At 71.9% G+C, this 19272-nt stretch carries 20 protein-coding genes; 13 read left to right on the top strand and 7 right to left on the bottom strand.

Translation table 11 applies throughout. The annotated features are described in order from the left end of the window. Positions 1–75: 75 nt before the first annotated feature. Entirely contained in the window at positions 76–948 is an 873-nt protein-coding gene (locus BLV24_RS11790; RefSeq protein WP_342707994.1) for a cation diffusion facilitator family transporter, read from the bottom strand. Positions 949–1281: 333 nt separating this feature from the next. Here BLV24_RS11790 and BLV24_RS11785 point away from each other — a divergent pair, with 333 nt between their 5' ends. The 6 genes from BLV24_RS11785 to BLV24_RS11760 all read left to right on the top strand — a co-directional run bounded on the left by BLV24_RS11785 (position 1282) and on the right by BLV24_RS11760 (position 5680). Continuing rightward, complete coding sequence (locus BLV24_RS11785) at positions 1282–2589, top strand: MATE family efflux transporter (RefSeq protein ID WP_176954717.1); 1308 nt, start codon at positions 1282–1284, stop codon at positions 2587–2589. A 361-nt stretch (positions 2590–2950) separates the two neighbouring features. Then, complete coding sequence (locus tag BLV24_RS11780) at positions 2951–3364, top strand: AtpZ/AtpI family protein (RefSeq protein ID WP_092681889.1); 414 nt, start codon at positions 2951–2953, stop codon at positions 3362–3364. A 44-nt stretch (positions 3365–3408) separates the two neighbouring features. Beyond that, on the top strand, positions 3409–4119 hold the full coding sequence (locus BLV24_RS11775) for a F0F1 ATP synthase subunit A (protein ID WP_092681887.1): 711 nt from the start codon (positions 3409–3411) through the stop codon (positions 4117–4119). A gap of 80 nt (positions 4120–4199) precedes the next feature. Beyond that, positions 4200–4436: a F0F1 ATP synthase subunit C gene (locus BLV24_RS11770; protein WP_092681885.1), complete on the top strand. Its 237-nt coding sequence runs from the start codon at positions 4200–4202 to the stop codon at positions 4434–4436. 167 nt (positions 4437–4603) lie between these two features. Beyond that, positions 4604–5191, top strand: coding sequence for a F0F1 ATP synthase subunit B' (locus tag BLV24_RS11765; RefSeq protein WP_092681883.1), 588 nt, complete (start codon positions 4604–4606; stop codon positions 5189–5191). A gap of 3 nt (positions 5192–5194) precedes the next feature. Next, positions 5195–5680, top strand: a complete 486-nt coding sequence (locus BLV24_RS11760; RefSeq protein WP_092681881.1) for a F0F1 ATP synthase subunit B family protein — start codon at positions 5195–5197, stop codon at positions 5678–5680. 258 nt (positions 5681–5938) lie between these two features. Here the strand turns inward: BLV24_RS11760 and BLV24_RS11755 are convergent, their stop codons facing one another. After that, complete coding sequence (locus BLV24_RS11755) at positions 5939–8158, bottom strand: primosomal protein N' (RefSeq protein WP_092682097.1); 2220 nt, start codon at positions 8156–8158, stop codon at positions 5939–5941. 174 nt (positions 8159–8332) lie between these two features. Here BLV24_RS11755 and fsa point away from each other — a divergent pair, with 174 nt between their 5' ends. The 7 genes from fsa (at position 8333) to BLV24_RS11720 (ending at position 14834) form a co-directional block, all read left to right on the top strand. Further along, positions 8333–8983 carry a fructose-6-phosphate aldolase gene (gene fsa / locus BLV24_RS11750; RefSeq protein ID WP_092681879.1) on the top strand — a complete coding sequence of 217 codons (651 nt, stop codon included), beginning with the start codon at positions 8333–8335 and terminating at the stop codon, positions 8981–8983. Between the two features lie 70 nt (positions 8984–9053). Continuing rightward, the gene (locus BLV24_RS11745; protein WP_092681877.1) at positions 9054–9821 is read left to right on the top strand and encodes a DUF484 family protein; all 768 of its coding nucleotides are present in this window, start codon (positions 9054–9056) and stop codon (positions 9819–9821) included. 59 nt (positions 9822–9880) lie between these two features. Continuing rightward, positions 9881–10768, top strand: a complete 888-nt coding sequence (locus BLV24_RS11740; protein WP_092682095.1) for a tyrosine recombinase XerC — start codon at positions 9881–9883, stop codon at positions 10766–10768. A 173-nt stretch (positions 10769–10941) separates the two neighbouring features. Then, positions 10942–12078: an ABC transporter substrate-binding protein gene (locus BLV24_RS11735; RefSeq protein ID WP_092681875.1), complete on the top strand. Its 1137-nt coding sequence runs from the start codon at positions 10942–10944 to the stop codon at positions 12076–12078. 117 nt (positions 12079–12195) lie between these two features. Then, complete coding sequence (locus BLV24_RS11730) at positions 12196–13116, top strand: branched-chain amino acid ABC transporter permease (protein ID WP_092681873.1); 921 nt, start codon at positions 12196–12198, stop codon at positions 13114–13116. After that, on the top strand, positions 13109–14095 hold the full coding sequence (locus BLV24_RS11725; RefSeq protein WP_092681870.1) for a branched-chain amino acid ABC transporter permease: 987 nt from the start codon (positions 13109–13111) through the stop codon (positions 14093–14095). The genes BLV24_RS11730 and BLV24_RS11725 overlap by 8 nt, the downstream gene beginning before the upstream one ends. Continuing rightward, complete coding sequence (locus BLV24_RS11720) at positions 14088–14834, top strand: ABC transporter ATP-binding protein (protein ID WP_092681868.1); 747 nt, start codon at positions 14088–14090, stop codon at positions 14832–14834. Before BLV24_RS11725 ends, BLV24_RS11720 begins: the two co-directional genes overlap by 8 nt. A gap of 122 nt (positions 14835–14956) precedes the next feature. Here the strand turns inward: BLV24_RS11720 and BLV24_RS11715 are convergent, their stop codons facing one another. The 5 genes from BLV24_RS11715 to BLV24_RS11695 all read right to left on the bottom strand — a co-directional run bounded on the left by BLV24_RS11715 (position 14957) and on the right by BLV24_RS11695 (position 18628). Continuing rightward, positions 14957–15310, bottom strand: coding sequence for a tRNA-binding protein (locus BLV24_RS11715; RefSeq protein ID WP_092681865.1), 354 nt, complete (start codon positions 15308–15310; stop codon positions 14957–14959). Positions 15311–15526: 216 nt separating this feature from the next. Next, entirely contained in the window at positions 15527–15982 is a 456-nt protein-coding gene (gene phaP / locus BLV24_RS11710; RefSeq protein WP_176954716.1) for a phasin family protein, read from the bottom strand. Positions 15983–16130: 148 nt separating this feature from the next. Beyond that, on the bottom strand, positions 16131–17162 hold the full coding sequence (locus BLV24_RS11705) for a DUF6635 family protein (RefSeq protein ID WP_245710524.1): 1032 nt from the start codon (positions 17160–17162) through the stop codon (positions 16131–16133). A 68-nt stretch (positions 17163–17230) separates the two neighbouring features. Next, positions 17231–18055: a pyrroline-5-carboxylate reductase gene (proC, locus tag BLV24_RS11700; protein ID WP_092681861.1), complete on the bottom strand. Its 825-nt coding sequence runs from the start codon at positions 18053–18055 to the stop codon at positions 17231–17233. Between the two features lie 69 nt (positions 18056–18124). Next, complete coding sequence (locus BLV24_RS11695) at positions 18125–18628, bottom strand: type III secretion system chaperone family protein (RefSeq protein WP_092681859.1); 504 nt, start codon at positions 18626–18628, stop codon at positions 18125–18127. Positions 18629–19272: the final 644 nt, after the last annotated feature.

Here is a 19272-nt window from a genome sequence, read left to right as displayed (position 1 = left end):
GGGCTCCTCCCTTTTCGGGCATGGAACACCAGCGACGCCGGCCGCGCCAGCGGGTCGCGACGTAAGCGTCAACCTCTAGGCCGGGTCCTTGTGGACGATCACCTCGGCGTCGGGGAAGGCGTCGAGCATCTTGTGGCGCAGCCCGGCGCCGATGTCGTGCGCCTCATGCAACGACAATCCGCCGTCCAGCTCCACATGGATCTGCACGAACAGCCGCCGGCCGGCGGTGCGGGTCTTGAGGTCGTGATAGCCGATCAGCCCGGGATGATGGGCGGCGATGTCGTGCAGGCGGGCCTGCGTCGCCGCGTCGGCGCCTCGGTCCATCAGCGCGTCCCAGGCGCCGCGCGCGATCTTCGCCGCGCCGCGCGCCAGGATCGCCGCGGCCAGCAGGCCCAAGGCCGAGTCCACCCAGGGCAGGTCATACCAGCGCGACGCCGCCAGCGCCGCCACCGCGCCGATATTGGGCAGGAGGTCCGACAGATAGTGCAGCGCGTCCGCCGCCACGACCCGGCTGCCGGTGACCCGCGCGACATGGCGCTGCCAGCCCAGCAGCGCCAGCGTCATGACGATGGAGACCCCCATGACCGCGATCCCGAAGCCTTCCTCCGCCAGCGCCGCCGGGGTCGGGGCGACCAGCCGGGAGACCGCGCCCCAGGCGATGGCCGCGGCCGAGACCAGGATCAGCGCCGCCTGCCCCAGCGCGGCCAGGTCCTCGGCCGAGCCATGGCCGAAGGCATGGTCCTCGTCCGCCGGGCGCGAGGCGTAGAGGATCGCGGCCAGCCCGGTCATCGAGGCGACCGCGTCGATGGCGGAATCCGCCAGGCTCGCCGCCACGGTCAGGCTGCCGGTGGCCTGCAACGCGAGGAACTTGAGCACGGCGAGGCTGAGCGCCACGGTCACCGCCGCGACGCCGGCGGAGGCCGCCAGCCGGTCCTTGCTCATGCCCATGTCGGTCGTTCCTCGATACGCGCCGCGGCCCGGAAGGGCGGCGGCCCCCTGCGCGGCCGCCCCATCTAGGCGCCGGAGGCGATCCCGGCAACCATGTCGTCCCTCGAGTCTTCGGGGAGTCTCCCGAGTCGGTGCGTCGCGTCGTTCGTCTCCGCCCATCCACCCGCAGCCGACGAGCCCCCGATGCCCCCGCCCGACACGCCGTCCCCGCCTCCGCCCCCCGCGCCTTCGCCCCCCGCGGCTTCGCCCGCCGGGCACCCCTCCGCCCGCGCGCCATTGTCGCCGGCGCCCGCAGCGGCGCCTTCGGACGAGCGTGACCTGACCCGGGGGCCGGTGCTGGGCCACCTGATCGCGCTGGCGTTGCCGGCGGCGCTGGCGATGCTGTTTCACACGTTGCAGAACGTCACCGACGCCTGGTTCGCCGGGCGCATCGGTCCGGATGCGCTGGCCGGGCTGTCGATGGCCACGGCGGTGTTCTTTCTCATTCTTTCGCTGGGCTTCGGCATCGGCGCCGGGGTCAACGCGCTGGCCGGCGCGGCGATGGGCGCCGGCGAGCGCGCCCGCGCCGTGGCCTTCGCCGCCCAGGGGCTGAGCTTCGGGCTGATGGTCGCGGCGGCGCTGACCGTCGGCGGCTGGCTGCTGGCGCCGGAGCTGCTGGACCTGATGGGCGCCTCGGGCGGTCCGCGGCAGGCGGCGCGGGACTACCTGCTGACCGTGGTCTTCGGGGCGGTGTTCTTCGTGCTGGCCTTCGCCGCCCATGGCACGCTCGCCACCCAGGGCGACGCGCGGTCCTTCCAGCGCGCGCAGATGGGCGCGGCGGCGGCGAACCTGCTGCTGGACCCGCTGTTCGTGCTGGGCTTCGGCTGGGGCGTGACCGGGATCGGGGTCGCCACGGTGCTGGCCCAGGCCGGGGTCTGCGCGTGGATGCTGCGCCGGGCGCTGCGGTCGGGCCTGCTGCGCGCGGCGCCCTGGTCGGCCTTCCGTCCGGACTTCCGCGTGATCGTGGAGCTCGCCCGTCAGGCCTTCCCCGCCAGCCTCAACATGCTGGTCGCGACCGTCGGCATGTTCATGGTGCTGCACTGGCTGCAACGCTTCGGCGGCGCGGCGGTGGCGGGCTACGGCGCGGCGCTGCGGGTGGAGCAGATCCTGCTGCTGCCGGCGCTCGGCCTGTCCGGCGCGCTGCTGCCGCTGGTGGCGCGCAACCATGGCGCCCGGCTGCATGACCGGGTGCGCGAGACGCTGCGGCTGGGCCTGACCATCGGGCTGGGCATGATGGCGCTGGCCGGGCTGGCGCTGACCTTCTTCGGGGAATGGGCGGTGAGCCTGTTCACCGACGACCCGGCGGTGATCGCCCAGGGCGTGCGCTATTTCCAGTTCGCCCGCTTCACCATGCCCGCCGTCTTCGCGATGTTCGCGGCGACGGCGCTGCTGCAGGGCCTGCGAAAGCCGTTCTGGCCGGTGGCGGTGGGGGTGTTCCGCCAGACGCTCTGCCAGCTCGGGTTCGGCTGGCTGTTCGTGGTGGAGCTGGATCTCGGGGTGGAGGGGGTATGGTGGACCATCGTCAGTTCCGTCGCGCTGGGGCTGGTCCTGTCCTGGCTGGTCGCCGCGCGGATCATCCGGCGGGAACTCCCGCGGGGCTGAGCGTTTCCGCCGCCGCGTCGAGACCGGCCCTCGCGCCCGGCGCTCCCCGCCGTATCGCGGGCGAGGACGCCCCCCGGAGCCCCGCCGCCGGCGTCCCCGGATCGGGCCCGCGGACGGCCCCCGCCGACGCCCGGGACGGGTCGAATCCGTCCGGCCCCGCCGGAACCGCGCCGAAACGGGCCTCCGGGCGCTGCGCCGTCCCGTCGCACGAAAGGATTTTATGAACGTTCGCAACGACATGACCCCCCTTCACCCTTTGCCAACCTAGCTTGACAGCCCGTGACCCCCTTTCTAGTGTCCGCAGCAACCGGCCAAGAGGCCGCGCGAATGGCGGGAAGGTCCGCGGAGGGGTGCACCTGGGATGACCGGCACGTCCGACGACGACGCGTCCGAAACCCGTGAGCCTGTCCGGTCCGACCTGGCTGACATCGACGCCCGACTGCAGGCGATCCGCTCCCGGCGAGAGGCCGAGACGCGGCCTCGACGTGCGGGAGGGGGGAAATGGCAGGGCGCAGAGTTCGCGTGGCGCATGGTCATCGACCTGGTCGCAGGCGTTGGGGTGGGCGGCGCGATAGGATGGGGGCTCGACACGCTGGTCGGGACGAAGCCTCTCTTCCTGCTCGTGTTCATCCTGCTCGGCTTCGGCGCCGGCGTAAGGGTCATGCTGCAGTCCGCCAAGGACCTGCAGCGACGGAACAAGGCCGGCGCGTCCTCGGGCGCCGCCGGTCCGAACGGGAACGACGGCGCCCAGGCGCCCGAGGATGAGGGACGCTGACGTTGGCAGGCGAAGCAAGTTCGGGCGGTATCGAAGCCCATCCGATGGACCAGTTTCTCATCAAGCCGCTGTTCGGCGATGAGGGGCTCGGCCTGTTCACCGTCACCAACCAGACGCTGTGGCTCGCCATCGGCGTGCTGATCGCGTTCGCGCTGCTGGCTCTGCCGACGCGCAACGCGACGCTGGTTCCCGGCCGCATGCAGTCGGTGGCCGAAAGCCTCTACATCTTCGTGCGCAAGATGGCCGTGGACATCCTGGGCGAGGAGGGGCTGAAGTTCTTCCCCTACCTGTTCACGCTGTTCGTGTTCATCCTGATCTCGAACGTCTCCGGCCTGATCCCGGCCTCGTTCACCGTCACCTCGCATATCGCCGTCACCGGCGTGCTGGCGATGATGGTGTTCCTGACCGTGACCATCCTCGGCTTCGTCAAGCACGGGCCGAAGTTCATCACCCTCTTCTGGATCCCCAGCGCGCCGACCGTGGCGCTGCGGGTGATCCTGTTCGCCATCGAGTTCATCTCGTATTTCGTGCGGCCGCTCAGCCATTCCGTCCGTCTCGCGGGCAACATGATGGCCGGCCACGCGGTGCTCAAGGTCTTCGCCGCCTTCGTTCCGGCGATGGGCGTCCTGGGCATCGTTCCGATCGGGGCCATGACCGGCATCTTCGCGCTGGAGCTGCTGGTGGCCTTCGTGCAGGCCTATATCTTCACGATCCTGACCTGCATCTACCTCAACGACGCCCTGCACATGCACTGAGGCGGGGCGCCTCTTCAACGACCGGCTGGCGGGTCTCGCCGACGGTTCAACGACTTCCAGACCACGAAGGAGCTAGGACTATGGAAGGCGATATCGCGAACATGGGCCAGTACATCGGCGCGGGCCTCGCCACCATCGGCCTCGGCGGCGCCGGCATCGGCGTGGGCAACGTGGCCAGCAACTACCTGGCCGGCGCCCTGCGCAACCCGGCCGCCGCGGGCGAGCAGCAGGCGATGCTCTTCGTCGGCATGGCCTTCGCCGAGGCCCTCGGCATCTTCTCGTTCCTCGTCGCGCTGCTCCTGCTGTTCGCGGTCTGATCGGGATCGGCGCGCCGCCGGCCGGGACCTTCCGTCCCGCCGCCGCGGCGCGCCCTGCAAAATCACCGCGCGGCCGGTCCCCCCGGCCGCGCGCGCCAGTTTCCGCTCCGCGCCGCATCCCGCGCCCCTTGCGCGACGCGCGCGGCGCCTGAGCCCAGGAGAGACCGATGGGTCTGTTCATCAGCGCCGCCCAGGCCGCCGAGGAAGTTCGCATCGTCGAAGGCGTCGAGCACGGTGGAGACCATGGGTCCGCCGGCCTGCCGCAGTTCGACTTCGCCTCGTTCCCCAGCCAGATCTTCTGGTTCCTGGTGGCGATCGTCGTGCTGTATCTGCTGTTCTCCAAGATCGTCCTGCCGCGCATCGGCGGCGTGATCGAGGAGCGGCATGACGCCGTCGAAGACGACCTCGACCGGGCCGCCGACTACAAGCGCCGCGCCGAGGAGGCCGAGAAGGCCTATCAGGCCGCGCTGACCGAAGCGCGCGCCGAGGCGCAGCGCATCGGCGACGCCACCCGCGCCGAGATCCAGAAGGAGGTCGACGCGGCCATCGCCAAGGCCGACGCCGAGATCGCCGCCAAGGCCTCCGAGTCCGAAGCCCGCATCGCCGAGATCCGCGCCGAGGCCGCCGAGGCGGTCCGCGTCGTCGCGCTCGACATCGCCGAGGCGCTGGCCGAGGCCGTCGCTCCGGGCGTGGCCGACGCTTCCGCCGTGAACGCCGCGGTCGCGTCGCGCACCTCCTCCAGCACGGGGAACTGATCCATGCTCGAGAATTCCAATTTCGTCGTCGGGATCGCCTTCATCCTGTTCCTGGGCGTGCTGTGGTGGTTCGGCGCGCACAAGACCCTCGCGACCGCGCTGGACAAGCGCGCCGCGCGGATCAAGTCCGAGCTCGACGAGGCCCGCCGCCTGCGTGAAGAGGCCCAGACGCTGCTCGCCTCCTACGAGCGCAAGCAGAAGGAGGCCGAGGCCCAGGTCGCGGACATCGTGGCCCATGCCCGGACCGAGGCCGAAGAGACCGCGGTGCAGGCCAAGGCCGACCTGGCCGACGCGATCAAGCGCCGTCTGCGCACCGCCGAGGAGCAGATCCAGGCGGCCGAGGACGGCGCGGTGCGCGCGGTGCGCAACGAGGCCATCAAGGTCGCGACCGCCGCCGCGGGCGAGGCCATCGCCAAGTCGATGACGCCGGAAAAGCAGGCCGGGCTGATCGATGCGGGCATCGCCCAGGTCGGCGCCAAGCTGCACTGAGCTTCGCAGAAGCCGCGGCCTTCGGGCCGGATCCAGCACGGATCGAAAGGGTCGCCTCCGGGCGGCCCTTTTGCGTTGGGGCGCGCGCCCCGCGTGCCGGAACCGAAGCCGCGCGTCGTCGGATCCGCCGTTGGAGAGGGAGCGCCCGCGCGGCGTTCGCACCTTGGCGCGGGTGGCGGGGCGCGAGACGACCCGGCCGGTCGCGGAATGCTGGACGGGTGCGAACCCGCCTCCCCCGTCCCCACCCCTTGGGGCGCCTCAAAGAAAGCTCTGCGGATCCATGTCGATGCGCACCATGACCCCGGCCTCGGGCTTCACCGAAGCGCGCCAGGTCCGCAGCGCCGGTTGCAGGGCCGGGCCGCGCGGCGCCTTGGCCAGCAGCCGCACCCGGAAACGCCCGCGGATCCGGTAGATCGGCGCCGGCGCCGGGCCCAGCAGCTCCGCCCCTGCGGGGGTCAGCAAGGCCGCCTCCCGCGACAGGGCCTCGGCGGTGCGCCAGACGCGCCCCTCGTCCGTCCCTGACACGATCACCGCGGCGTAGCGGCCATAGGGCGGCGCCCCGGCCTCCCGCCGACGTTCCGCCTCCTCGCGCAGGAAGGTCTCCTCCTCACCCGAGAGAATGGCCTCGATCGCGGGATGCTCGGGGGCGTAGGTCTGCAACAGCGCCTCGCCGGGCAGGTCCGCCCGGCCGGCGCGGCCCGAGACCTGGCGCATCAGCTGAAACGTCCGCTCCCCCGCCCGCAGGTCGCCGCCGCGCAGGCCCAGATCCGCGTCCACCACGCCGACCAGCGTCAGCAGCGGGAAATTGTGCCCCTTGGCCACCAGCTGCGTGCCGATCACCAGATCCGCCTCCCCCGCCGCCACCGCGGCGACGCGGGCCTTCAGGTCGGCCGCGCTCTCCATCATGTCGGAACTCAGGATCGCCACGCGGGCCTGCGGGAACCGCGCCGCGGCCTCCTCGGCCAGCCGCTCCACCCCCGGGCCGATCAGGGCCAGCTTGTCCTCCCGCTTGCAGGACGGGCAGGCCTTGGGCACCGCGCTTTCGAACCCGCATTGGTGGCAGACCAGCCGGTCGCGCCAGCGATGTTCCACCAGCCAGGCGTCGCAATGCGGGCAGGACACCGGGTCCCCGCAGGCCCGGCACAGCGTCAGGGGCGCGTAGCCGCGGCGGTTGAGGAACAACAGCGCCTGCTCCCCGCGCGCCAGCCGCGCCGCCACCGCCTGCGCCAGCGGGTCGGAGATCCAATGCCCGGTCGGGGGCGCATGGACCCGCATGTCGATGGCCCGGATTTCCGGCAGCACGGCGACGCCGAACCGCTCGGGCAGGTCGAGCCGGGCGTATTTCCCGGCCTCGGCATTGGCCCAGGTCTCCAGCGACGGGGTGGCGGAGGCCAGCACCACCGTCCCCCGGTTCAGGCTGGCGCGCAGCACCGCCATGTCGCGGGCGTGGTAGAGCGCGCCGTCCTCCTGCTTGTAGGCGCCGTCATGCTCCTCATCCACCACCACCAGGCCGAGATCGGCGAAGGGCAGGAACAGGGCGGAGCGGGCGCCGACCACCACCTGCGCCTCGCCGGACGCCGCGGCGCGCCAGCAGCGCCGCCGTTCGCCCTCGGTCACGGCCGAGTGCCATTCGGCGGGCGGCGCCCCGAAACGGTCGGCGAAGCGGGCGAGGAAGGCGGCGGTCAGCGCGATCTCGGGCAGCAGCACCAATGCCTGACGCCCCTGCGCGAGGCATTCGGCGACCGCCTCAAGATAGACCTCGGTCTTGCCCGAGCCGGTGACGCCGCGCAGCAGGGTCGTCGAATAGGCGCCCGAGGCGACCGAGGCGCGCAGGGCCTCCGCCGCCGCCGCCTGCCCCTCCGACAGGGCGGCGCCGGGATGATGGGGGTTCAGGCGGGCATAGGGCGCGTCGCGGGGCTCGACCTCCGCCACGATGGCGCCCGAGGCCTCCAGCCCCTTGAGCACCGAGGCCGTGACCCCGGCCTCCCGCGCCAGTTCGGTGGGGCCGAAGGGCAGGCCGCCATGGGCGTCGAGCACGTCCAGCACCCGAGCGCGGGCGGGGGTCATCTTCGGCGGCTCCCCGGTCCCGCGCCGAAGCACCTTGCGGGTTCCGGGGGGCGCGCGCAGCCCCGGCGCGCGGGAGGCGAGGCGGGCCATCATGCCGAACTCGGTCAGGGTGTAGTCGGCGGCTTTCTCCAGGAAGGCGCGGGTCGGCGCGCCCAGCGGCGGCAGGTCCAGCCGGCGGATCGCGGGGCGAAGCTTGGCCACCGGGTAGTCGCCCGAGCCCGGCCCCCAGCATATCCCCATCATCGGGCGGGGGCCGAGCGCGACCTCCACCCAGTCGCCGGGTCCGCAGCCCTCGGGCGGGGCGAGATAGTCCAGCGTCCGGTCCAGCGGCGCGGGCACCAGCACCGCGACCGGCGCGCCGGGGGGGAAACGGCCGTCGGGGCCGGGTTCGGACCCGTCCTCCCCGTCCATCCAGCCGAAAAGACCTGAGTCCGTCATGCAACGCCGTCCCCGCCGACCGCGCGCGCCGCAACCAGGCGCCATGGCGGCGGCGCCCGCCTTGGGCTATGGTCGCGACCGATCCGGGCCCGGCGCCTCGCGCCGCCCATTTCCGCGCAAAACCCACCAGGGATCGGACGCAACGCCATGAAATTCTTCGTCGACACGGCCGAAACGGCCGACATCCGCGAGCTCGCCGCCACCGGCCTCGTGGACGGCGTGACCACCAATCCGTCGCTCATCGCCAAGTCGGGCCGCGACATCATCGAGGTCACCAAGGAGATCTGCGACATCGTCGAGGGCCCGGTCTCCGCCGAGGTCACCGCGACCGAGGCCGACGAGATGATCGTCCAGGGCAAGAAGCTGGTGAAGATCGCCGACAACATCGCGGTCAAGGTGCCTCTCACCTGGGATGGGCTGCGCGCCTGCAAGGCTCTGTCCGATGACGGGCACATGGTCAATGTCACCCTGTGTTTCACCGCGTCCCAGGCGCTGCTGGCGGCCAAGGCGGGGGCGACCTTCATCTCCCCCTTCATCGGCCGGCTGGACGATATCGGGCTCGACGGGATGGAGCTGATCGCCGACATCCGCCAGATCTACGACAATTACGGCTACGAGACCGAGATCCTCGCCGCCTCGATCCGCACCGTGAACCATATCCGCGACGCGGCCAAGATCGGCGCGGATGTGGCGACCATGCCGCCCTCGGTGATGAAGCTGCTGTCCAAGCACCCGCTGACCGATGCCGGGCTCGCCGCCTTCATGGCGGACTGGGCCAAGACCGGCCAGGCGTTCTGAGCGCCTGAGCCCCGCCCCCTGACGGCCCCCTGACCGCCCCCAGACCGCGCGCAGCGCCAAGGAGGATCGCATGACGACCGCCCCCAGCCCGGCCGACCCCGCCGACGCCGCGGACGCCCCGTTCGCGACCCCCGAGGCGCTGCGGGCCGCCATTCTCGCCTGCCCCGAGGCGGTGCTCGACGACGCCGAGGTGGCGCGGGCGCTGCTCCAGGCCCAGGGCCAGAGGGCGCCGGAGGGGGCGCGCAACATCGTCGACCTGCGCGGCGCGCTGGTGGATCGGCTGGAGAACCGGCTGGGACAGCTGGAGGAGACGCACCGCTCGGTCGTCTCGGCGGCCTATGACAACCAGGCGGTGACGGTGATGATGCACCGCGCCGCGCTGGCGGTGCTGGAGCCCGAGGATTTCGGGCATCTGTGCGAGGCGCTCGGCCGCCATGTCCCCGCGATCCTGGGCGTCGAGTCCCTGCGCATCGCGGTGGAGGGCGAGGAAAGCCCCGACCAGCCGGCCCCGCCCGCCCCCTTCGTTCGGCTGCTGCATGGGGGCGTGGCCAGCTACATGTTCCGCCATCTCGGCCAGGGCGCCGAGGAGGACGGGCCGGAGCGCGCGGTGGTGCTGCGCGCCGCCGGGCCGGAAGCGGGCGAAGTGTTCGGCGCGGAAGGGGAGCGCATCGGCTCCGAGGCGCTGGTGCGGCTGGAATTCGGGGCCGGGCGGCCGCCGGGGCTGATCGCGTTCGGTTCGCTGGACCCCGACCGTTTCGGGCCCGACCAGGCCGGCGATCTGCTGGAATTCTTCGGCGGCGTCGTGGCCCATGCCGTGCGGCGGTGGCTGCCGGTCTGACGCCTCCGCGCGCCCCGGATGAGGGCGCCGAGGCCGCCGCTCCGGCGGCGCTGGCGCTGATGGGCCGCTGGCTGGCGCATCTGTCGGCGGCCGAGGGCGCGGCGGCGGCGACGCTGGAGGCCTATCGCCGCGATGTGGCCGGATTTCTCGGGTTCCTCACGCGCCATCATGGGGGCGAGCTGACCCCGCGCAGCCTGGGCGAGACCGCGCATTCCGACCTGCGCGCCTGGATGGCGGGGGAGCGGGGGCGGGGGCTTTCGGCCCGGTCGCTGAAGCGCGAACTGTCGGCCGTGCGGAGTTTCTTCAAATGGCTGGCCGAGTCGGAAGGCATTGAGAACACAGCCATTTTCGCCGCCCGCGGCCCCCGCGCCCCGGCTCGCCTGCCCCGCCCGATCACCGAGGAAGAGGCCCGCGCGGTGATCGGAGAGGCCGAGGCCGCGGATGCGCCCGACTGGATCGCGGCGCGGGATGCGGCGGCGCTGACGCTGCTTTACGGCTCGGGCCTGCGGATCTCCGAGGCGCTGTCGCTGAAGCGGCGGGACGCGCCCCTGGCGGAGGTCCTGCGCATTCTCGGCAAGGGCGGGAAGGAGCGGCTGGTTCCGGTCCTGCCCGTGGCGCGGGAGGCCGTGGAAACCTATTTATCCCTGTGTCCCTATGGACTTGAGCCCCATGACGCGCTGTTCCGCGGGGCGCGGGGCGGGCCGCTTTCGCCCCGGCTTCTGCAACTGAGAATGGCCTCGGCGCGGGCGCGGCTGGGGCTGCCGGCCTCGGCCACGCCGCATGCGCTCCGGCACTCCTTCGCCACGCATCTGCTGGCGGCGGGGGGCGATCTGCGGGCGATCCAGGAGCTGCTGGGCCATGCCTCCCTGTCCACCACGCAGGTCTATGCGGGGCTGGACGAGGCGCGGCTGATCGCGGTGCATGCCGCCGCCCATCCGCGGGGCTGACCCCCGAAAAAGGGGGGGTGACATGCGTGCGCCGGGCGTGCGCCGCCCGTATGCCGTGCGAAAGAGTCGGGATTACGCGGCGGCAAAGGCCCGACGACGCCGCCCCGCGGCTTTCCCCGCCCGGATTTTTGGTGTCATCTCCCATGAACAATCGCAGCAGGGAGCCGCACCTCATGAAAACGCTCGTCGCAGCCGCCGTCGCGGCCGTCATCGCCGCCGCGCCGGCCATCGCGGAAACGAAAATCGGCCTGATCACCACGCTGTCGGGGGGCGGCTCGCATCTGGGGATCGACACCCGCGACGCCTTCATGCTGGCCGTCGAGCAGGCCGGGCGCGACGACGTGACGGTCATCGAGAAGGACGACGCCCGCAAGCCGGACGTGGCCAAGAGCCTGGCCGACGAGCTGATCCAGAAGGACAAGGTGCAGGTGATGACCGGCATCATCTTCTCGAACCTCGCCATGGCGGTGGTGCCGGGCGCGGTGCGGCAGGGGGTGTTCTACGTGTCGCCGAACGCCGGGCCGTCGGCGCTGGCGGGCAAGGGCTGCCACGAGAACTATTTCAACGTCGCCTACCAGAACGACAACCTGCACGAGGCGATGGGCGCCTACATGAAGGCCGAGGGGCTGACCGCGCCCTTCATCCTCGCGCCCAACTACCCGGCCGGCAAGGACAGCCTGACCGGCTTCAAGCGCATGTTCGAGGGCGACGTGGCCGGCGAGACCTACACCAAGCTGGGCCAGACCGACTACGCGGCGGAGATCGCGCAGATCCGGGCCTCGGGCGCGGATTCGGTGTTCTTCTTCCTGCCCGGCGGCATGGGCATCGCCTTCATGAAGCAGTACACGGCCGCGGCGGTGGACATCCCGGTCTACGGGCCGGCCTTCTCCTTCGACGAGATCATTCTCGGCGCGGTGGGCGACGCGGCGATCGGGGTGAAGAACTCGGCCGAGTGGACGCATGACCTGGACGTGCCGGCCTCCAAGGCCTTCGTGGCGGCGTTCAAGGAGAAATACGGGCGCGTGCCGACGATCTATGCGGGTCAGGGCTACGACACCGCCAAGCTGATCCTGGCGGCGCTGGACAAGGCCGACCCGGCGACGGACCCGGACGGGTTCCGCGCGGCGCTGGCGGCGGCGGAGTTCGAGTCGATCCGCGGCGCGTTCAGGTTCGGGCCGAACCACCACCCGATCCAGGACATCTACGTGCGTGAGGTCGTGGCCGGCCCGGACGGCAAGCCGACCAACAAGCTGGTCGGCGTGGCGCTGAAGGATCACCAGGACGCCTACGCCGCCGACTGCAAGATGTGAGCCGAGGGGGACGGGCGTCGACGCCCGTCCCCGCCCTTCCCCCCAGGCGGGCGAAGGGGCCGCGGGCCGACCCCGCGGCGCGCGATTTTCAACTGACAAGCATGTGACGGGGCGCGGATGACGCTGGCGCTGCTGGTGGAGCAGATTCTCAACGGCGTGCAGCTCGGCGTCATGCTGTTCCTGACGGCGGCGGGGCTGACGCTGGTGTTCGGGGTGATGGGGCTGATCAACCTCGCCCATGGCTCGCTGTTCATGACGGGCGCCTTCGTCTGCGCCTGGGTGGCGGGGACGACGGGCTCGTTCTGGCTGGGTCTGGGCGCAGGGGCGCTGGCGGCGGCGGCGGCCGGCGCGGTGGTCGAGATGCTGGTGCTGCGGCGGCTTTACGATCGCGACCACCTGGACCAGGTGCTGGCGACCTTCGCGCTGATCCTGGTGTTTTCGGAAGGCGCGCGGTGGATCTTCGGGCCGCAGCCGCTGTGGCTGGACGCGCCGGCGGCGCTGTCGGGGGCGGTGAGCCTGCCGGGCGGCGCGGCCTATCCGATCTACCGGCTGGCGATCATCGGGGCGGGGATCGGGGCGGCGCTGCTGCTCTGGGCGCTGATCTCGCGCACGCGGCTGGGGATGCGCATTCGGGCGGGGGAGAGCGACCGCGAGATGATCGGGGCGCTCGGCGTCGACATCCGCACGCTCTACACGCTGGTCTTCGCGCTGGGCGCGGGGCTGGCGGGGTTCGCGGGCGCCATGGTCGGCGCGCTGCAATCGGTGCAGGTGGGGATGGGGGAGCCCGTGCTGATCCTCGCCTTCGTGGTGATCGTGATCGGGGGGATCGGATCGGTGAAGGGGGCCTTCGTGGGAGCGCTGCTGGTGGGCGTGGTGGACACGATGGGGCGGGTGCTGCTGCCCATGGGGTTCTCGAATTTCATGCCGCCATCGGAGGCCTCGGGCGTGGGCGCGGCGCTGGCCTCGATGCTGATCTACGTGCTGATGGCGGGCGTGCTGGTCTGGCGGCCGCAGGGCCTGTTCCCCGCCCATGGATAAAACGCGCGAGATGGTGGCGAGCGTGGTCCTGCTGGCGGCGCTGGCGGGCGCGGCGCTGTGGGCCGACGCGGCGGGCGAGCCGTTCTACGTGAACCTCGCCTCGCGGGTGGCGATCCTGGGGCTGGCGGGGGTCGGGCTGAACCTGGCGCTGGGATTCGGCGGCATGGTCAGCTTCGGGCACGCGGCGTTCTTCGGGCTGGGCGGCTACGCCTGCGGGATCATCGCCTGGCATGCGGGGAATTACGAGCCGATCCTGACCTGGCCGTTCGAGGTCGAGGGCACGGACCGGATGCCGCCCATATGGGGCGTGGCGGCGCTGGTCTGCGGGCTGGCCGCGGCGGCGATCGGGGCGCTGAGCCTGCGGACCTCGGGCGTCTATTTCATCATGATCACGCTGGCCTTCGCGCAGATGATCTACTGGTTCGCCATCTCCTGGCCCGCCTATGGGGGCGAGGACGGGCTGTCGATCTACGTGAGGAACGGGTTTCCCGGCCTCGACACCTATGATGCGCTGAGCTTTTTCGGGATCGCCTTCGGGGCTCTGCTGGTCGCGCTGGCGGTGTCGGGGCGGCTGCTGGGCTCGCGCTTCGGGGCGGCGCTGACCATGGCGCGGCTGAACCCGGTGCGGCTGGCCACGGCGGGGATCGACCCGTTCCCGGTGCGGCTGACGGGCTTCGTGATCTCGGCGGTGATCACTGGCTGGGCGGGAGCGCTTTACGCGGATCTCAACGGCTTCGTGAGCCCGACCATGCTGTCCTGGCACCTGTCGGGAGAGCTGATCGTGTTCGTGATCCTGGGCGGGGTCGGTCGGCTGGTCGGGCCGGTGGCCGGGGCCGCGGCCTATGTGTTGCTGGAGACCTTCGTGGGCGGCGCGACCGAGCGCTGGCCGCTGATCCTCGGGCTCGCGCTGCTGGGCGTGGTGCTGTTCGCGCGCGGCGGGATCATGGGCGCGCTGGCCGGGAGGGCGCGGCATGACTGAGCCCGCGCTGGCCGTGGAGGGGCTGCGGAAGGCGTTCGGCGGGCTGACCGCCACCGACGACGTGAGCCTGGATCTGCGGGCGGGGGAGATCCACGCGCTGATCGGGCCGAACGGGGCGGGAAAGTCCACGCTGATCGGGCAGATCGCGGGCTGGATCGCGCCGGATGCGGGCCGCGTGCGGCTGGCGGGGCGCGACGTGACCGGGCTCGGCGTGGCGGAGCGGGCGCGGCTGGGGCTGGGGCGAAGCTTTCAGGTGTCGTCGCTGGCGGCGCCGCTGTCGGCGCGGCGCAACGTGATGCTGGCGGCGCAGGCGCGGGAGGGGTCGTCCTTCCGCTTCTGGCGACAGGTGCGGCGGGACCGGGCGCTGGTCGCGGCGGCGGAGGCGGCGCTGGCGCGGGTCGGGCTGGCGGGGCGCGGGAACGTGCCCACGGCCGAGCTGTCCCATGGCGAGCGGCGGCTGGTCGAGGTCGCCTGCGCGCTGGCGCTGGGGCCGAAGGCGCTGCTGCTTGACGAGCCGATGGCGGGGCTGGGGGCCGAAGGTTCGGGCGCGTTGGCGGACCTGTTGGAGACGCTGAAGGCCGAGGCCCCGATCCTGCTGGTCGAACACGACATGGACGCGGTGTTCCGGCTGGCGGACCGGGTGTCGGTGCTGGTCGCGGGGCGGGTGATCGCCTCCGGCCCCGTGGCCGAGATCCGGGCCGACCCGGAGGTGCGGCGGGCCTATCTGGGCGAGGATTGAGGGGCGCGGAGGGGGGCGCGGGGGGGCGGCCGTAGGGAGGCGGCGGGTTCGCACCCGCCCTACCGGGTTGGCAGGACGGGACGCGCGGCGGGTTCGCACCCGCCCTACCTTGTTGGCCGGCCTCACATCATGCGGGAGCCGAGCGGGACCTCGTGGTCGGGGGCGATCAGGACCACGCCGCTGTCGTCATAGGCGCCGAGGATCAGGACCTCGGACCGCACCGGGCCGATCTGGCGGGGGGGGAAGTTCACCACGCCCATGACCTGCCGGCCGATCAGCGTCTCGGGCGTGTAATGGGCGGTGATCTGGGCGGAGGATCTGCGCTCGCCGATCTCGGGGCCGAAATCCACCCACAGCTTGATGGCGGGCTTGCGGGCCTCGGGGAAGGGCTCGGCGCGGGTGACGCGGCCGACGCGGATGTCCACCTTTAGGAAGTCGTCGAAGGTGATCTCGGGCGCGGGCGCGGCGTCGGCCATGGGTTGCTCCCCCTGTTCGGTATGCGGGGGGCCGTTATGCCGGGCGCGGGCCGGGTCGGGCAAGTCCGGGCCGGAAGGCCGGCCCCGGACATGAAGCGGCCGCCCGCGAGGGAGGACGCGGGCGGCCAGGTCGGACGAGGGGCGATGTGGGAGGACGCGCCGCCCCGTCCGGCTTTCCAGCAGCGGCGAGGGTCCAAGGGACCCCCGCCCGCCGGATCACTCGGCCTTGGCGGCCAGGGCGTTCAGCTCTTCGATCGAGGCCTCGATACGCGCCTTCAGGATCTCGAACGCCTCGGTGTTGGCCTTCTTGGCGGTGTCGGTCAGCTCGGTCAGGGAGGCGAGCGACTTCTCGTAGCCGGCCTTCATCTGCTCGACCTGGGCCTTGAAGGTCTCAGGGGTCGGCTGCTCCATCTTCAGGTCCGAGAACTGGGCCTGAACGGCGGCGACGTTCTCTTCGAACATCGCGACCTGGCGCTTGAAGATCTCCTGGTAGCCGGCGGCGGCGGCCTTGTTGGCCTCCACGAGGGCTTCCATGTTCTTCTTCTGCGCGTCGGCCACGGCCTTCATGTCGAAGGCGGGCATCTTCGCGGTCTCGAAGAACTTGGAGAAGTCGGCGGTCTTGAACATCTCGGACATCTTGTCGGCGTCGAAGCCATAAAACTTGTCGAACATCGGGGTCGCTCCTTGCGGTGTTTCCTGCGCGGTCGGGCGCTGTTCCTCCGCGCCCCTTTGCATGAGGGAGATATGGTGCATCGCAGCACGCGCGTCAAGTGTTTTGTGCAGCGCACAATAAATCAGACCGGGAGGGATTCCCGCAATTTCAACCTCTTGCGAGGCGAATGGCGGCGGCGGCGGCGTCGGAAAGATCGAAGAGACGGGCCAGATAATGCTCCCGCGCTGCAAAACCGGGCCCCGATTCGGCGAGGAATTCGGTCTCCATCGCGTCGATGAGCCGGAGCAGACGGCGGCGGTGGATGCCCAGCCGGGACTGCACCGGGTCGGCGATCACGCCCGCGAAGGCGGCGAGCAGGGCGCCCGCCCCGGCCAGCGCGGCGGTGGAGGCGCCGACCAGCGCCGGGGAGGCCGCGGCGGGGAAGGCCGCGTACCACAGCGAGCCGGCGGCGCCCCCCAGCGGGAAGGCGGCGACGGCGGCGTTATGGGCCAGCGCGGCGGCGAGCGCGGGGCCGAGCGACACCGCGCCGGGCGTGACCTTGGAGAAGGCGGCGGCCCCGGCGCCGAGCGTGGTGAGGGCGGCGGTCATCTCCGCCACCGCGGCGCGGGTCCCGAGATATTCGGCGAGATCGTCGCCGCGCCGGGTCGGGGGATGGGCCAGCGCGGGCAGCGCGGCGCGCACGCCGGGATCGTCGAGGATCGCCTCGGCCAGCGCGTCGCGGCGGGCGGGGGCGGCGGCGCCCCGGTCGCCGTCCCAGGGCAGTTCCAGCAGGTCGGCGATGACGGCGCGTTCGACGGCGCGGGCGACATCGGTGCGCAGCACGAGATTGCGCGTCCCCAGCCAGGTCGCGGCCCGGCCGGCCCCCAGCCGTCCGGCGGCGCCGGCGCCGAGGCGGGTCAGCAGATGGACGGGAGCGAGCGCGATATTGGCCGGCGCGCGGGCGATGTCCCAGCCCAGCGCGGCGCGATGCAGGCGCAGCGACCCGCGGAAATGAAAGCTGCGGGCGATGAAATCGTCGACCCGCGCGCGACGGCTGTCGAAATAGGCGCGGGCGGCGGATTCGATCGCCGCGCGCAGGGCGGCTTCCTCCTCCGGCGATCGTTCCGGAGCGGGCTCGGCCCCAAGGCCAGCCAGCCCAAGGTCAGCAGGCCCAACGTCAGCAGGATCGTGCTCGCTCATGCTCCGCTCCCTGGCCCCGCCCCCTCACGCCATATCGGCGGGGCGGGGCGGGGGCGCAAGGGCGGGGCTCAGCCGGCCAGCTCGCGGGAGCGGTCGGCGGAGGCGGCGATGCCGCGGGTCATCAGCTCGGTCAGGCCCTCGCCCTCCTTCATCAGCACCGCCAGCGCCGCGGCGGTGGTGCCGTTGGGCGAGGTGACGTTGATGCGCAGCTGCGCGGCGCTTTCCGGCGACTGGTAAGCGAGCTCGCCGGCGCCGCAGACCGTGGCGCGGGCGAGCTGCATGGCCAGATCCTCGGACAGGCCCTGGGCGACGCCGGCGGCGGCCATCGCCTCGATCATGTGGAACACATAGGCGGGGCCGGAGCCGGAGACGCCGGTGACGGCATCGATCTGGGCCTCCGCCTCCAGCCGCACGGTCTGGCCGACGGCGGAGAGCAGGATCTCGGCGGTCTCCATCTGCGCGTCGGTGGAATGGGCGTTGCCGAAGAGCGCGGTGATGCCCCTACCCACGGCGGCGGGAGTGTTGGGCATGGCGCGGATGATGGGCACGGCGCCGAACATCGTCTCGAAGGTGCGGATCGGCGTGCCGGCGGCGACGGAGAGATAGAGCGTCCCCCCCGCGGCCAGCGCGGCGACCTGCGGCGCGGCCTCGGCCATCATCTGCGGCTTCACGGCCAGCAGGCAGACGGAGGCGGCGGGGATCGCGTCGGGATTCAGCTTCAGCCCCTGCCCTTCCAGGTCCTTGAGGCGGTCGGAGGGGTTGGGGTCGATGACGGTGACGGCGGAGGGGGAGAGCCCGCCGGCCAGCCAGCCCTCCAGCATGGCGCCCCCCATCTTGCCGCAGCCCAGAAGCACGAGCCCGTCGGGCAGGCGGCGGGAGAGGTCGTCGGTCATAGGTCGTTCCCTCGCCGCCCGGCCGGGGATGTCGGGCCCTCGCCCGGGCGGCTTGGGGACGGGGGCCGGTCAGGCGCGACCGTAGGCCCCGGTGATGGCGATTTCCAGAGCCTCCTCCGCGGGGCTGTCGCCCCAGCACACCAGCTGGAAGGCCGGGTAGAACCGTTCCGACGCGTCGATGGCCTGGCGCATCATCGCCTCCACCTGGCCGGCCGTGGCGCAGCCGCCGCCGGCCATGACCAGTCCGTAGCGGTAGACCATCAGCTTGTGTTCGCCCCAAAGCGAGAACGCCCCGCCCCAGAGCTGGTCATTGGCCTTGTCGAGGATCTTGTAGAGCTCCGGCAGACGCGCCTCGGGCGGGTCCATGTCGAAGGTCGAGACAAGCCGCAGCATGTCGTCATGGGCCGACCAGGCCAGCGACAGCGAGTAGGTTCGCCAATTGCCCTCTACGGCCATGGCGATCTGGTCGTCGGCCACCCGGTCGAAGTCCCAGTCCCGGCGTTCCGCCAGGGTTTCGACCAGGTCGATCGGATGCAGGTCTTCCGTGGAAAGATCGTGCTCGAGCGCGTCCATGCCTCGTGCTCCTCCGAATTGTGGAGCCCCTGGCGGAGATGCCCCGCAAGGGGCTGAGAGGATGCGTTGTGGTGGGGGCGCTGGTCACCCCCACTACGAGATATGGTGGCGCAAAGCGATTCGCTGCGCCAGCGAAAAATCGAGGGAGACGGCATATCGCAGGGGTCGCGGACCCAGGCGCCCCGGCGGCGCGGAACGGGACGAGGCGCGGGGATAGGCGGCGTATCAGGCGGGGGGGCGGGTCGGCGTTCGCGGGTGATTCGAATCAGGTTCACGCCCGCGCGGCGCGCTGGGAAGGCGGCGACGCGACGGTTCGGGATTGTCTCCATTTGACGCGAAGGTCGGCCCGTCGGCGACCACTCGTCGAGTTTCGCTCCGGGACCGGAGCGACACGCGGTCGCGAATCAAAGGTTAACGCCGCCCGAGTAGGCAATCTCCCGCTTCGCGCCCCATTCTCGCCCGAATTACTGTTATCTCTCGGCGTCGGGTCGCCGCCGGAAGGGGCGCGGCGGCGACGGTCCGGAGCTTCGAGCGGCGCTTGCGCCCCGGCTCCGGGTCGCTTCGGCTGGACGGAAGTCTCCGCGTGGAGACGCGTGTCGTCGGGTCGGGGCCGGGTCTCTCCCCGACGTCCGTGCGACTGGGGT

It is taken from the genome of Albimonas donghaensis, from assembly GCF_900106695.1.
Taxonomy (GTDB): Bacteria; Pseudomonadota; Alphaproteobacteria; order Rhodobacterales; family Rhodobacteraceae; genus Albimonas; species Albimonas donghaensis.
This window is presented reverse-complemented; position numbering and strand designations above follow the sequence as displayed.

Coding starts and splice junctions, on each gene's coding strand:
- BLV24_RS11775 (WP_092681887.1), top strand. CDS start 3,409: ATGGACCAGTTTCTCATCAAGCCGCTGTTCGGCGATGAGGGGCTCGGC.
- BLV24_RS11740 (WP_092682095.1), top strand. CDS start 9,881: ATGGGCCGCTGGCTGGCGCATCTGTCGGCGGCCGAGGGCGCGGCGGCG.
- BLV24_RS11695 (WP_092681859.1), bottom strand. CDS start 18,628: ATGGACGCGCTCGAGCACGATCTTTCCACGGAAGACCTGCATCCGATC.
- BLV24_RS11755 (WP_092682097.1), bottom strand. CDS start 8,158: ATGGACGGGGAGGACGGGTCCGAACCCGGCCCCGACGGCCGTTTCCCC.
- BLV24_RS11735 (WP_092681875.1), top strand. CDS start 10,942: ATGAAAACGCTCGTCGCAGCCGCCGTCGCGGCCGTCATCGCCGCCGCG.
- BLV24_RS11770 (WP_092681885.1), top strand. CDS start 4,200: ATGGAAGGCGATATCGCGAACATGGGCCAGTACATCGGCGCGGGCCTC.
- BLV24_RS11715 (WP_092681865.1), bottom strand. CDS start 15,310: ATGGCCGACGCCGCGCCCGCGCCCGAGATCACCTTCGACGACTTCCTA.
- proC (WP_092681861.1), bottom strand. CDS start 18,055: ATGACCGACGACCTCTCCCGCCGCCTGCCCGACGGGCTCGTGCTTCTG.
- BLV24_RS11730 (WP_092681873.1), top strand. CDS start 12,196: ATGACGCTGGCGCTGCTGGTGGAGCAGATTCTCAACGGCGTGCAGCTC.
- BLV24_RS11725 (WP_092681870.1), top strand. CDS start 13,109: ATGGATAAAACGCGCGAGATGGTGGCGAGCGTGGTCCTGCTGGCGGCG.
- phaP (WP_176954716.1), bottom strand. CDS start 15,982: ATGTTCGACAAGTTTTATGGCTTCGACGCCGACAAGATGTCCGAGATG.
- fsa (WP_092681879.1), top strand. CDS start 8,333: ATGAAATTCTTCGTCGACACGGCCGAAACGGCCGACATCCGCGAGCTC.
- BLV24_RS11780 (WP_092681889.1), top strand. CDS start 2,951: ATGACCGGCACGTCCGACGACGACGCGTCCGAAACCCGTGAGCCTGTC.
- BLV24_RS11745 (WP_092681877.1), top strand. CDS start 9,054: ATGACGACCGCCCCCAGCCCGGCCGACCCCGCCGACGCCGCGGACGCC.
- BLV24_RS11765 (WP_092681883.1), top strand. CDS start 4,604: ATGGGTCTGTTCATCAGCGCCGCCCAGGCCGCCGAGGAAGTTCGCATC.
- BLV24_RS11760 (WP_092681881.1), top strand. CDS start 5,195: ATGCTCGAGAATTCCAATTTCGTCGTCGGGATCGCCTTCATCCTGTTC.
- BLV24_RS11790 (WP_342707994.1), bottom strand. CDS start 948: ATGGGCATGAGCAAGGACCGGCTGGCGGCCTCCGCCGGCGTCGCGGCG.
- BLV24_RS11720 (WP_092681868.1), top strand. CDS start 14,088: ATGACTGAGCCCGCGCTGGCCGTGGAGGGGCTGCGGAAGGCGTTCGGC.
- BLV24_RS11705 (WP_245710524.1), bottom strand. CDS start 17,162: ATGAGCGAGCACGATCCTGCTGACGTTGGGCCTGCTGACCTTGGGCTG.